The sequence below is a fragment of the Pedobacter sp. R-06 genome (assembly GCF_049913135.1).
In the GTDB taxonomy this organism is placed as follows: domain Bacteria; phylum Bacteroidota; class Bacteroidia; order Sphingobacteriales; family Sphingobacteriaceae; genus Pedobacter.
Map to the genome: position 1 here is coordinate 5,319,391 of NZ_CP183977.1, position 12,617 is coordinate 5,332,007.

Below are 12,617 nucleotides of genomic sequence, written 5' to 3' on the forward strand. Positions count from 1 at the left end.
TTATCCTCGTTTTTTAAAGGTATTTTTTATCTTGCTTAGGATGCTCTCATCCTTTTCTTGACCATAATTACCATAACCATAACCATAACCATAGGCTTTGCTAAAGATATCATTTACAATTATTCCTAAATTTTTCATCTTCCCACTTCGATAGAGTTCTTCAACGATAGTTAGCTGATTTTTTTGAGTGACCTTTTGTCTAACTAAGTACAGGGTGACGTCGGCATACACAGATAAGAGCTGCGCATCAGCTATAATTCCTATGGGTGGCGCGTCCATGATAATATAATCGAATTGCACTTTTAATTCTTTTATTAAATTGGGCATGTGCTCACTCATTAAGGTTTCTGCAGGATTTGGGGGTAAAGGACCAGAAGATATAATGAACATATTTTTATTTATACTCAATGGCTTCACAATGTCTTCAACTTTTAAACCTGTTGTAATAGTATAGTTACTAAAGCCAATATCATTACTCACACCTAATTTGGCTGAGAGACCTGGTTTACGTAGATCCAATTCCATAAGCAGTACTTTCTTACCTGCTAATGCCAAAATATTACCTAAGTTGATTGCTGTAAATGACTTTCCTTCTCCACTCATGCTTGAAGTCAAAAGAATAACCTTTTCCTCTTTAGTTTTTAGATAAAAAGATAAGTTTGTTCGTAAAGCACGGAATTGTTCCGAGATAGCAGACCGGCTCTGGTTAGCCACAATTAAATTATCTGTACTAGAATTATGACTGATTTCACCGATTACCGGAACCCTTGTGTGAGAAATAATTTCATCTTTTGTTTTAATGCTTGTATTTAATAACTCCTGACCAAAAATCCAGATCATTGGTAAAATTAGGCCTGCTAATAGCCCAGCGATGTAAATAACAAATTTTTTAGGACTAATTGGGCTTATATCCGCTTTAGGAGGGTCAATTGTCTTTGCAATCGAGATATTTGAAGTTTTTGAAATTGCAGTCTCTTCCGCTTTCTGCATTAAGAATATATATAATTCTTGCTTTATTTGTTGGTTCCGGGCCAATTTGAGATAATTTTTTTCAATTTGAGGTACACCAGATATTTGGCCTTCAGCTTGGTTTAATTGGCCACGCAACTTATTTCTAGTAAATATTGCAGCACTTTTGGTACTTTGGACATTAGACAAAATATCACTCCTCAGGCCTCTTATCTGATTATCAATATTCTTAACAAAGGGACTTTCTTCAGTATCACTTAATAATTGTTTCTCTCTCTCAATCAAAAGTGCATTATATTGGCTCATTAAATTTGAGAAAACCATATCAGATGGAACAAGTGCAGACGGGAAAACACGTTTATTGTTATTTTCGTCCTTAAGATATTTCTCTAAATCTGTAAGTACATTAACTTGGGTTTCGGCTTTAGCATATTCAGTGCTGAACTCACCAGTATTCTGAACAAGTAATTTACCTTGCTCGCTCATATCAGCTAATCGGTTTTGTTGCTTAAATGTCTCAACTTTATTCTCAACATCACCAAGTTCAGAGGCAATTAAATTTAACCTTTCCTTGATAAACCTATATGTACTGTCAGCTATGGCGTTCTTGTCGCTCAAGTTAGCCTCTGTATATTTTCTAATTAATGTATTTAGTATATCCTCCCCTTTCTGTTGAAGTGTATATGACAAACCAAGATCGATGATAGATACTTGTTTATTCGAAACCGCTACAGATAACTGGCCCATTAAACTTGCTACCCGCTCATCTATAGATGTAACCTGAACAAAGTATTCTCCACTATCCATTTGCCCAATTTGATTTGGCTCTAACTGGATTATACCAACACCATTAACGGCGAACTTATCTCCCGACGAAACATCTTTAGTAAAATCTTTTGATGTTACCCTGAACTTTGAATTTGAAATTTTCCGAACATCAAATTTGGTTGCTCTGATCGTATCTACGCCTTTAATAATATTGAACCTAAATGGCGGTTGATATAATTCTCTGCTTACAAAATCTATTTTCTTTGTGTAGACTATATTTAATTGCATTTGGCGAACTACCTGTTCCATTAAAAAACGTGTTCTTAAGATCTCGACTTCATTGTCTACAGAGTTTTTTGCACCTATTAATCCTCCTAGATCCATCAATGCGCCAGCCTGCTTGCCTACACCACCACCCTTTTCATCATCATTCACAATAAGCTTCGCTTTAATTTGATATGTAGGTGGAGTATACCTAGTATACAGAAAGGATATCAAAAGACAGAAAAAGACGCTTAAGGCAAAAAAAAGCCATTTATCTGTTAATTTATTGAAAATCTCTTTTAGATTTATGCTATCTTCTTCATCAATATGGTCAACCATATTTCTTTTCGGCAAGTTATTCATTTGATTATAATACTATTTAAAACTAGAAATTGCCAACACTATAACAGATACAACAGAAGCAATGACACCGATGGTTTGGATCTGAGCCGAGTTAGACGCTGACACTTTACGTTTATTTGGCTCTACGTAAATTACATCGTTCTGCTTTAAATAGTAAAATGCGCTATTGAAGATGTCTGAAGAATTCAGATCAAGGCGAGCAAATTCTTTTTTACCATTATTATCTCTAACAATAAGAATATTATCACGCCTTCCATAAATAGTTAAATCGCCCGCTAAACTTAAAGCATCTAATATGCTCACTTTCTCATTTGGCAAAGTATAGGCTGATGGAGCATTTACTTCACCTAATACACTTACCTTAAAATTGGCAAAACGCAACTGCACATTAGGCTGCTTATAAACTTCTGCCGCCTTTTCTCTAATCAATTCCCGAGCCTGATAAGTAGTTAAACCTGCAACCTTAACCTTGCCTATAAGAGATAACTCCACTTCGCCATTCTTATCAACTAAAAAACCAGTATTTTGAGCGGCTAAACTAGCATTTGTATTGCCACCAAGTGTTGGTGTTGCAGCAGCTTGATTAATGACGGCACCACTCTGTAGATTAAGTGTAAAGATATTTATGCTAAGAATATCATCTGCTTGAATTTGAGGTTCTGTAAATGCAACGGCATTATCTAACTTTGCTTGGTTTACCGTCTGTATATCCTGAAAGTAAGCTATTTTTTTGTTACTTACGCAGGATGAGGTCAAGGCTAGCATGAATAAGGCAACAACCTTACTCATACGTTTAATCACATTATTTAGTTTATTCATAGGTATATAATCTGTTCCAAGTAATAAGAGACACTTTGAACAGCTTGCAAACTTAATCATTTAATTGTAAAATCGAAAAATGATCAATGTAGTTTATTTTTAATTTTGAGCGTTAGTAATAAAAATCATGCCATGAACTTGCAGCAATTTATTAGACTAGAATAGAACCAAAAATTTCCTGATTTTTAAAGTCATAAGTACCTATCAAATCATATAATTTACCAGATTGAACAGCTTCTGTGAGGTTATTTAAGTGTTTGTCATGATGTAAATCGGTACCAGCCAAATCGTACATTTTTTCTTTCAACAATATATCAGCCAATTGTTTTACCTCTTTCCCATAATAGCCTAAAATTGATAATAAATTGAGCTGTAATAAACATCCTTTTTCTTTAAACCGCTTTAACCTACTTTTATCTTTAAAATAAAAAGTGTATCGCTCCGGATGAGCTAAAACGGGTTTATAGCCTTTAATTTCTAAATCAAATATGGCTTGACTAATCCCTGGGCTTTCATTTAAATAAGACATCTCAATCAACAAATGCTTCTGATCTAAAGTACATAACGGTCCATCCATTTTAAAATCCTGATCAACCATATACTCTGCGCCAGCACTTAATTTTAAAGAAACATTAGTTCTATCCATTTCTTGTTGTAGTAAATCTTTTGCACCCAAGATTGTTTCATTTGTGTTTGGATACAATTCTTGATAGATATGCGGTGTAGCTATCAACTGATCAAACCCCAGTTCCTGTAATGATTTAACAAAACGCAAAGAAGTAGCCAGATCTGGAGAACCATCATCGATACCGGGCAGGATATGTGAATGAATATCGACGCCTAGCCAGGAGATATCAGTTACTTTATTCTTTTTTGTAAAAAAACTTAACATATTTATAGCAATGGAATATCAAATTAACTCGCCTTATCATAATCACTCGTTTATAAACGAAACAATAACGGCAATAATATGCGAATTGAAATTATTATTTATAGAACAACAAAAGTACTCTAATTAACGAGTTAAATTTAAGGAAATTCGCGCTATTTTCCAATAAAGAGTAGATTAAATCAGACAAATAGTCGAAAATGATGCTTTAAAAAGAATCTGCAGCTTAATTTGCACAAGAAAATTAACAAAATATAACCTACACACTATCAACAGTACACCAGAAATGTAATTCGAGAATAGTTAAGGCTTTAAAATACCGTTCTTTTATATTCATCCTTTTTTCGTTAATTGAAAATCGAAAATGACCATATTTTTAACCAAAGTGGCTAAATTGTATTTAGGTCTCATCCGAGTTGAGTCTTTGATTTCGTTGGACCTCCCAGTTACGCATCGTCTTCCCTAGGCCTGAAATATTAGGATCAACCTTAACTATGTGCTGTCCAAAAACACAGTTTTCCTGCTTCTAAGGCGAAACGGCTAAGTAGCTCCACATCTAAACCGATTACTAACCCCTTCTCGTTTTCATCCTTTCCCGAAAACTCTATATCAATCCCACAATTCGGCAAAATGCATGGGCTAAAATCGCACGCGGTGGTAGTAATGCCTATTGCAATTACAAAATCTTCAGATTTTTCCTACTGGCTTAGGTTTGCTGTTTACGAGGAACTTTTTGTCTTACCACAGTTTTACTTCCTCGTTTGTAAAAAACAAGAGTGCCCAGTTGCCCGTTAATTTTAATAATTCCATTCCGGAGCGCCATAATTTTAGTATATTAGGTTAAACAAAAGGGATGATCACTCAATCTGATTAAAAATCCCAAACCCCACCTTTACGCCACATTTACCCCACGTTTAGGCCACCTTCCTGCCAGGCTTGGCTATGCTTTGCTGTACACCTACTTGTCTACTGCTTCGGACTTGCTTTGGTTGAAACAGAACCGTGCTGAAGATCAGCGATGTCAAAGATTTGCATCGCTTTAGGTTGACGGGTTAACAATAGTTAAATAAAAGGTAAAGTGAAACATGGCCTGGGGTTATTCTGGGCCACAGCTGTGTCGGTATTGGGGTATGGAAAATGGTGGGCAAGGCAAAATACAAAACGCCCGAATATATTAGCTGCTCATGCATTAAGGTTTCTGCCTGCGCGGGATCCGATAGCTATCGGATGACGCACGGTGTTAATGATCCCATTCATAGCCAAAGCTGAGCAGGTTGGAAGCGAAGTGCCTATAACCTGGCATCCACCAAATTCCTGTCGATAAAAGATTTGGTATCAAAGATGAGTGTTCCTTTTTCTTTAATACTGCTATAATCAATGTCTAAAAACTGCTGGTGCGCCACAGCAAGGATAACAGCATCGTAATGTTTAAACTGACCACTATCAATCATTTCGATGCCGTACTCCGCTTTCACTTCATCAGTATTAGCCCATGGATCATATACATCAACATCCATACTAAAAGCTTTCAGTTCCTTGTAAATATCAATTACCCTTGTATTTCGGGTATCGGGACAATTTTCTTTGAATGCAAAGCCCAATATCAGGGCTTTAGCGCCATTAATCACTTTATCTCTTGCTACCAACATTTTAATCACCTTATTGGCTACAAACATGCCCATGTTATCGTTCACCCTCCGGCCAGACAGGATTACTTCAGGTTTGTAGCCTAATGACTCTGACTTATGCGCTAAATAATAGGGATCTACACCAATGCAATGTCCTCCAACCAGGCCTGGTTTATAGTTAAGAAAATTCCATTTTGTGGCTGCAGCAGCTAATACATCTGCTGTATCAATGCCCATGCGATCGAAAATTAAGGCCAGTTCGTTTACAAAAGAGATATTTACATCCCGCTGTGCATTTTCTATTGCTTTTGAGGCTTCTGCTACTTTAATGCTGGGCGCCAAATGAGTACCTGCCGTAATGATAGATGTGTAGAGTTGATTAATTTCAGCAGCAATTGCAGGCGTAGAGCCCGAGGTTACCTTTTTAATTTTGGTAAGGGTATTAATTTTATCGCCTGGGTTAATTCGCTCCGGGGAATAACCACAGAAAAAATCGATATTATATTTTAATCCTGAAATTTTTTCCAATACAGGCACACAATCTTCTTCGGTGCAACCCGGATAAACAGTCGATTCGTAAATGACAATATCGCCTGTTTTAAGCACAATACCCAGCATTTTGCTGGCCGCAAGTAAGGGTTGCAGATCTGGCCTTTTCAGGTGGTCGATAGGGGTTGGGACGGTGACGATATAGATGGTGCAGGTGGCCAGGTCGGCCAGGCTGGCACTCAGGGTTAATCCCATCTCCGATGCAGCAAGTACAGCTTGCAAATCGCCCAGATTTGCTTCATTTGTACGGTCCTTTAACTGATTCAACTCCGTCACGCGGGCCTCATTCGTATCAAAACCAACGACCTGATATTTTTTTGCAAATTCGATAGCCAGTGGCAAACCAACATAACCTAAACCAATAATGGCAATCTGCTTTTTTGAATTCATTTTCTTTCGGTAATTGGGCAAATATAAGATAAATGTAGAATGCTTAATTCCTTTAACCACAAAGGGCTCAAAGAGAAGGCGCGAAATACGCAGAGTTGGGTGGAGCGACTCTAAAATCGGCGTCATCTCGACTGAAGCGCAGCGAAATGGAGAGATCTATGCTAGTTAGATTTAGCTTCGCTGAGCACTACGTGGTTCTCGACTACGTTGCACTCCGCTCGAAATGACGATACTTCGAGGAGAACTAAAATTACCCCTAAAGCTGATAACGCACTAAAAAAAATCACCATTCAATACAATTGTATTGAATGGTGATTTTTTTATAACTGAATTAAACTAAAGTAGAACTTCTTATTTGATCTGCTTCAACAGGTAACTACCATACCCACTTTTAACTAACGGAGTAGCAATAGCTTTTAGCTGTTCTGCATCGATAAAGCCCATACGGTAAGCAATTTCTTCAATACACCCAATTTTTAAGCCTTGTCTTTCTTCAATGATCTGCACAAATTGCCCGGCCTGCATTAAGGAAGTAAAAGTTCCGGTATCCAGCCAGGCTGTTCCACGGCTTAATACGCCTACTTTTAATTTACCACGTTCTAGGTATACGCGATTTACATCGGTAATTTCGTATTCTCCACGTGGCGAAGGTTTAATATTTTTCGCTATCTCTACCACCTCATTATCATAAAAATATAATCCAGGCACTGCATAGTCTGATTTCGGCTGGATTGGCTTTTCTTCAATCGAAATGGCCTTTTTATTTTCATCAAACTCCACAACACCGTAACGTTCAGGATCAGCAACCTGGTAGGCAAATACCACACCTCCATCGGGATCGGAACTGGCCTGTAATAATTTGGCCATGCCATCTCCATGAAAAATATTATCGCCCAGTACTAAAGCTACTTTATCTTTTCCTATAAATTCTTCACCGATCACAAAAGCCTGCGCTAAACCATTCGGTTCTGCCTGCATGGCATAGCTAAACTTACAGCCTAAAGATGCCCCATCGCCCAGTAATTTCTTAAAATTTGGCAGATCGTGTGGGGTAGAGATAATCAGGATTTCTTTTATCCCAGCCAACATCAGCGTAGATAAAGGATAATAAATCATTGGTTTATCGTAAACCGGCATCATCTGTTTACTACAAGCCAAAGTTAAAGGATGCAAACGGGTTCCGCTGCCACCAGCTAAGACTATACCTTTCATATTTTAGTTATTAGTTCATTGGTCATTAGTTCATTGGTCATTACAGACCTAAATGAAATAATGATGCCTATTTATTGCATTTTAATTTGTTTTATACACTCCACCAAACTATCTCTCCAATAAGGAATTTCGATACTAAAAGTTTCTTTAATTTTAGTTTTATCCATTACCGAAAATGCTGGTCGGATGGCCCTGGTCGGATAAGCAGACCCTGGAATAGGATTTACTTTAACTGCTGTTTCGCTGATATCAAAAATTGCCTTTGCAAAATCGAACCACGAGGTTACCCCCTCATTGCTATAATGGTAAATACCATAAGCGGCGGATGAAGAACTTACAATATCAAAAATGGCATTTGCCAGATCGATCGCATAAGTGGGTGTACCCACCTGATCGGCAATGATATTCAGTTCATCGCGCTCTGCACCAAGTTTAAGCATTGTTTTTACAAAGTTGTTGGCGTACTCAGAATACAACCAGCTGGTGCGGATAATAAAATGGGCTGGCAGCTTGGATGAAACTACTTTTTCTCCATCTAACTTGGTTACACCATAAATATTAATGGGTTTAGCAATGTCATCTTCCTTTAGCAATTTAACTTCATTTCCTTCAAAAACAAAATCGGTAGAAACATGTATAAGCGTTGCTCCATTTACTAGACAAGCTGAGGCCAAGTATCCCGCACCTGTTTCATTAATGGCTTTAGCCAGATCAATTTCATCCTCTGCCTTATCTACAGCGGTATAAGCCGCACAGTTAATTACAAAAGCAGGCCGTTCTCTAGCCAACAGATCGTTCAAACCAGGCTCATCGAGAATATTGGCATCTTGTTCTGCAGGAAAAACAATATCGTTAATACTTCTTCTTTCAGCTACCGTTTTTAAACACTGGCCTAACTGTCCGCCGGCACCAATTACTAATATTTTGCTCATATGTGCTGTAAAGCTGAAAATGGTTTTAAAAGTAGATCTTTATCAGATACCGCCTGATCTTTCTCTGGAATTAACCAATCGATATTTAGGTCCGTATCGTTATAAATTACGCCAGTTTCTGAGGCTTTATTGAAAAAATTATCGCACTTGTATAAAAATTCTGCGGTTTCACTCAATACAGAAAAGCCATGAACAAAACCTCTTGGAATATACAGCTGTAATTTATTCTCTGCACTTAAACGCACCGCAATGTGTTTGCCATATGTTGGCGAACTTGGGCGAACATCTACCGCAACATCCAACACCTCACCCTTGGTTACACGGACCAGCTTTGCCTGTGCAAATTCACCGGTTTGGGCGTGTAGGCCGCGGATTACACCATATGAAGAATAGGATTGGTTATCCTGAACAAACCTGCCAGATAAACCCGTTTTTTCTTCGAATGTATTTTGGTTAAAGCTTTCAAAAAAATAACCCCGGGGGTCTTCAAACACTCTTGGCTTAATAATCAGACAATCTTTTAATCCTGTTTGTTCAATTTCCATTATTTACTGCTGTATTGTTGTTCGTAATAAGATTGATAATTGCCTGAGGTTACGTTATTTAACCAGTCTTCGTTTTGAAGGTACCAGTCTACTGTTTTGGCCAAGCCTTCTTCAAATTGTAAACTTGGTACCCAATCCAATTGATTTTGTAATTTACTCGAATCAATGGCATAACGCAAATCATGTCCTGCGCGGTCGGTTACATAGGTAATTAATTTAGCTGATTCTCCTGCTTCGCGGCCAAGTTTTTGGTCCATAATGGTACAAAGCAAATTGATCAAATCGATATTTTTCCACTCGTTATGGCCACCGATGTTGTAAGTATCTCCTGTTTTCGAGTTGTGGAAAATTACATCGATTGCCCTGGCATGGTCTTCTACCCATAACCAATCGCGTACATTTTCACCTTTACCATAAACGGGTACTGGTTTGTTATTTTTGATATTATTAATGGCCAGCGGAATCAGTTTCTCAGGAAAGTGATGAGAACCATAGTTGTTTGAGCAATTAGAAATTACGCAATCCATCCCATAAGTATCATGATAAGCCCTTACAAAGTGATCTGAACTCGCTTTTGATGCTGAATAAGGGCTATGCGGATCATAAGCAGTGGTTTCGGTAAACATACCTTCTTCACCTAAAGCACCATATACCTCATCGGTACTTACATGATAGAAACGTTTTTTATCGTAATCACCTTTCCAATATTCGCGGGCCGCATTCAATAAATTTACAGTACCAATTACATTGGTAATGACGAAGGCTGTTGGATCAGAAATAGAACGATCTACATGGCTTTCTGCCGCTAAGTGAATAACTGCATCGAAGTTTTCTGTTTTAAACAAATCAAACATCGCATTCGCATCAGTAATATCTTCTTTTACAAATCTATAATTTGGCTTATTTTCAATATCGGTCAAATTAGCCAGATTACCTGCATAAGTAAGTTTATCTAAGTTTACGATCTCGTATTGAGGATAGCTATTTACAAAACGACGGACTACATGAGAGCCAATAAAGCCCGCACCACCAGTGATTAAGATTTTTTTCACAGTTATTAAATGATTTTCAATTCCGCTAAAGTAAGTTAGATTCAGGCAAAAAACAACTTAATTTTGACATAAGCAGAAAACTGAACGAAATAATTCAGAAGCAATTAGCCAATTTCTATGAACATCTTCTGCATAAATAGATAAGCTTACAATTGCAATAGATATGTGCAGGAAAAGTGTAGACACAGCTTAGAATTGACTTTACAGTTGCACTGATAAAAATAAAATTTAAGAAAGACAAACTACATCGCTGCCACAGAACTTTCCAATTCTTTATACCATTCTTCTCCATATTTACGGATTAGTGGTCCTTTTAAAAAGCTATAAACTGGTACTTTAAGTTCGCGGCCAAAGGTACAGGCATCATGGCAGATGTGCCAGCGGTCGTAATTTAATACCTCAAATTCTGGATATTTCGTTATCCGGATAGGGTAAAGGTGACAAGAAATCGGCTTTTGCCAATCTACAATGCCTTGCTCATACGCTTTTTCAATGGCGCACTTGGTAATACCCCCCTCAAAAAGCACGTAAGCACACTCTTTATTTTTATCCACACAAGGGGTGGTTAAATCGCCATCTTCATCCACTACGTAAACGCCTTGTTCTTCAATAGCTTTAATGCCCTTTTCATTCAACAGGTGTTTTATTTTTGGATATATTTCTTCCAAAATGGCTTTTTCGTCATTATCCAATGGCGCACCCGAATCACCTTCCACACAACAGATTCCTTTACATTTGCTTAAATTACAAACAAAGTTTTCTTTCAATACGTCTTCGTGCACCAGCACCTGTTCAACTTCTATCATCATTATTCTTTTGCTAAAGCATATTTCAGCCCACTGGCCGATTTTAATTCCATTGTAACTGCACCCACCAATATTTCTACCTGGGCTTTTACCGGTACCCGGTTTCCATCATCGGTTACCCAAAGGTATAACCTGCTATCTTTTTTAAAGATCCTTCCCGGTTTAATGGACGGGCTAAATTTTAAACAGCGGATATTTCCCAACTTACTTTTAATCGTTTCTTTTCCTATATATTCAACCTCTAAGGCTGAGATTTCATCACCCAAGAAATAGTTCAGTTTAAACTTATCACCAATCTTGATTTTACTAATATCCAGGTTTCGGGCAAAATAATAAGCCGAAACCAGATCAAAAGTCTGATTAGTCGGTGTTGTGAAAGTCCCTCTGTTCGAAACTACTTTCTTTGCATCCTGCGTAAAACGTGCCTTATCCTGGCGTCTATAACTGGCTTCACGGATATTCTCTTGATAGAAGTAAGGTAAAAGGTCAGTTTTATCGATATACGAATCGTAATGATCTCTTATCTTATAAAACACATCAAAAGTTCCGGAAGTCTGTGCATCAACCGTAAGTTTATAGGTAGGCTTGTTATCAAACTTTAAATCAGAATTGGCTACCTTAATCGTGGCTTCTGCCGCCGTTATAAATCCGTACCTTAATTTATACTGCAAAACTTCACCTTCCTGAAATACGGCCTCTTTCTTCAGGGGAAGTTCCTGAGCCATTGCCAAAAGACTGCATAAGCCAGCCGTGACGGTTATAAATAATTTCTTCATTGCTTTTGTACTCATTTGTGTGTTGTTGGGAAAGAAATGCATTCCTAAAAAATGCGGTTAAATTCTTTCTCCCATGAAGATATACAAAAAGCAAACCAAAATTTAATCTTTTCTTTTATATACAGGAACGGTAGAGCAGGGTTCGCCAAACATAATGCTTTTAACTACAGGTGTAAGCAGATTGGTTACCTCAACATAGGCTGAAACCGGAACATCGATATCGCCGCATCCTTTTACCACCACACGCTCATTGGCATAATCTTGCGGATTAATCTTAGCCAATGCCTTGGTAAATAAAACGGTCTCCAATGTATTTAAATCGCCAAATACCACTTCATTGGCATATGGCTTTAGTTTATTCGCCAGCAGCATATAAGCCCAGGTAGGAACAATTGCATCAGCTGAACAGATAATGGCTACATTCTTATCCTGATATTGCGTCCAATCGTGATTTTTGATGAATTCTCTAAAATCCTTTTCTCTTAACATTAAACCATGAAATAGATTATCCACGATATCATAAACCACTCTTTCGCCTTTATGATAAAAATCTTCGAGATTTAAGGTTATTAAACCGCTATTGGCTACTTTATTAATAATGTTTTCCTGAATTTCCATGTCCTTAAATAAAAAAACCGTTCCGATTAATCATCGG

General features: G+C 37.6%; 11 protein-coding genes. All 11 read right to left on the bottom strand.

Going from position 1 to position 12,617, the window contains the following annotated elements; translation table 11 throughout:
* The 11 genes from ACN9MR_RS21445 to ACN9MR_RS21495 all read right to left on the bottom strand — a co-directional run bounded on the left by ACN9MR_RS21445 (position 1) and on the right by ACN9MR_RS21495 (position 12,580).
* On the bottom strand, positions 1 to 2,364 hold the full coding sequence (locus tag ACN9MR_RS21445; protein ID WP_426326542.1) for a GumC family protein: 2,364 nt from the start codon (positions 2,362 to 2,364) through the stop codon (positions 1 to 3).
* A gap of 12 nt (positions 2,365 to 2,376) precedes the next feature.
* Positions 2,377 to 3,183, bottom strand: coding sequence for a polysaccharide biosynthesis/export family protein (locus tag ACN9MR_RS21450; protein WP_426326543.1), 807 nt, complete (start codon positions 3,181 to 3,183; stop codon positions 2,377 to 2,379).
* A gap of 151 nt (positions 3,184 to 3,334) precedes the next feature.
* A complete protein-coding gene (locus ACN9MR_RS21455; RefSeq protein WP_426326544.1) occupies positions 3,335 to 4,075 on the bottom strand; it encodes a tyrosine-protein phosphatase in 741 nt (246 codons plus the stop codon).
* Positions 4,076 to 5,361: 1,286 nt separating this feature from the next.
* Positions 5,362 to 6,639, bottom strand: coding sequence for a nucleotide sugar dehydrogenase (locus tag ACN9MR_RS21460; RefSeq protein WP_426326545.1), 1,278 nt, complete (start codon positions 6,637 to 6,639; stop codon positions 5,362 to 5,364).
* Between the two features lie 351 nt (positions 6,640 to 6,990).
* Positions 6,991 to 7,851, bottom strand: coding sequence for a glucose-1-phosphate thymidylyltransferase RfbA (gene rfbA, locus ACN9MR_RS21465; RefSeq protein WP_426326546.1), 861 nt, complete (start codon positions 7,849 to 7,851; stop codon positions 6,991 to 6,993).
* A 71-nt stretch (positions 7,852 to 7,922) separates the two neighbouring features.
* Positions 7,923 to 8,783, bottom strand: a complete 861-nt coding sequence (gene rfbD / locus ACN9MR_RS21470; protein WP_426326547.1) for a dTDP-4-dehydrorhamnose reductase — start codon at positions 8,781 to 8,783, stop codon at positions 7,923 to 7,925.
* Positions 8,780 to 9,328: a dTDP-4-dehydrorhamnose 3,5-epimerase gene (gene rfbC / locus ACN9MR_RS21475; protein WP_426326548.1), complete on the bottom strand. Its 549-nt coding sequence runs from the start codon at positions 9,326 to 9,328 to the stop codon at positions 8,780 to 8,782. Before rfbC ends, rfbD begins: the two co-directional genes overlap by 4 nt.
* Positions 9,328 to 10,380, bottom strand: a complete 1,053-nt coding sequence (gene rfbB / locus ACN9MR_RS21480; RefSeq protein WP_426326549.1) for a dTDP-glucose 4,6-dehydratase — start codon at positions 10,378 to 10,380, stop codon at positions 9,328 to 9,330. The genes rfbC and rfbB overlap by 1 nt, the downstream gene beginning before the upstream one ends.
* A gap of 242 nt (positions 10,381 to 10,622) precedes the next feature.
* Positions 10,623 to 11,186: a DUF3109 family protein gene (locus ACN9MR_RS21485; protein ID WP_131029599.1), complete on the bottom strand. Its 564-nt coding sequence runs from the start codon at positions 11,184 to 11,186 to the stop codon at positions 10,623 to 10,625.
* A 2-nt stretch (positions 11,187 to 11,188) separates the two neighbouring features.
* Complete coding sequence (locus ACN9MR_RS21490) at positions 11,189 to 11,962, bottom strand: DUF3108 domain-containing protein (protein ID WP_426330239.1); 774 nt, start codon at positions 11,960 to 11,962, stop codon at positions 11,189 to 11,191.
* Positions 11,963 to 12,064: 102 nt separating this feature from the next.
* Positions 12,065 to 12,580, bottom strand: a complete 516-nt coding sequence (locus ACN9MR_RS21495) for a DUF2480 family protein (RefSeq protein ID WP_426326550.1) — start codon at positions 12,578 to 12,580, stop codon at positions 12,065 to 12,067.
* Positions 12,581 to 12,617: the final 37 nt, after the last annotated feature.

Bases quoted from the DNA above. Each gene is read 5' to 3' on its own strand.
- ACN9MR_RS21450 (WP_426326543.1), bottom strand. From the start codon at position 3,183: ATGAATAAACTAAATAATGTGATTAAACGTATGAGTAAGGTTGTTGCC.
- rfbD (WP_426326547.1), bottom strand. From the start codon at position 8,783: ATGAGCAAAATATTAGTAATTGGTGCCGGCGGACAGTTAGGCCAGTGT.
- ACN9MR_RS21455 (WP_426326544.1), bottom strand. From the start codon at position 4,075: ATGTTAAGTTTTTTTACAAAAAAGAATAAAGTAACTGATATCTCCTGG.
- ACN9MR_RS21495 (WP_426326550.1), bottom strand. From the start codon at position 12,580: ATGGAAATTCAGGAAAACATTATTAATAAAGTAGCCAATAGCGGTTTA.
- ACN9MR_RS21460 (WP_426326545.1), bottom strand. From the start codon at position 6,639: ATGAATTCAAAAAAGCAGATTGCCATTATTGGTTTAGGTTATGTTGGT.
- ACN9MR_RS21485 (WP_131029599.1), bottom strand. From the start codon at position 11,186: ATGATAGAAGTTGAACAGGTGCTGGTGCACGAAGACGTATTGAAAGAA.
- ACN9MR_RS21490 (WP_426330239.1), bottom strand. From the start codon at position 11,962: ATGAAGAAATTATTTATAACCGTCACGGCTGGCTTATGCAGTCTTTTG.
- rfbC (WP_426326548.1), bottom strand. From the start codon at position 9,328: ATGGAAATTGAACAAACAGGATTAAAAGATTGTCTGATTATTAAGCCA.
- ACN9MR_RS21445 (WP_426326542.1), bottom strand. From the start codon at position 2,364: ATGAATAACTTGCCGAAAAGAAATATGGTTGACCATATTGATGAAGAA.
- rfbA (WP_426326546.1), bottom strand. From the start codon at position 7,851: ATGAAAGGTATAGTCTTAGCTGGTGGCAGCGGAACCCGTTTGCATCCT.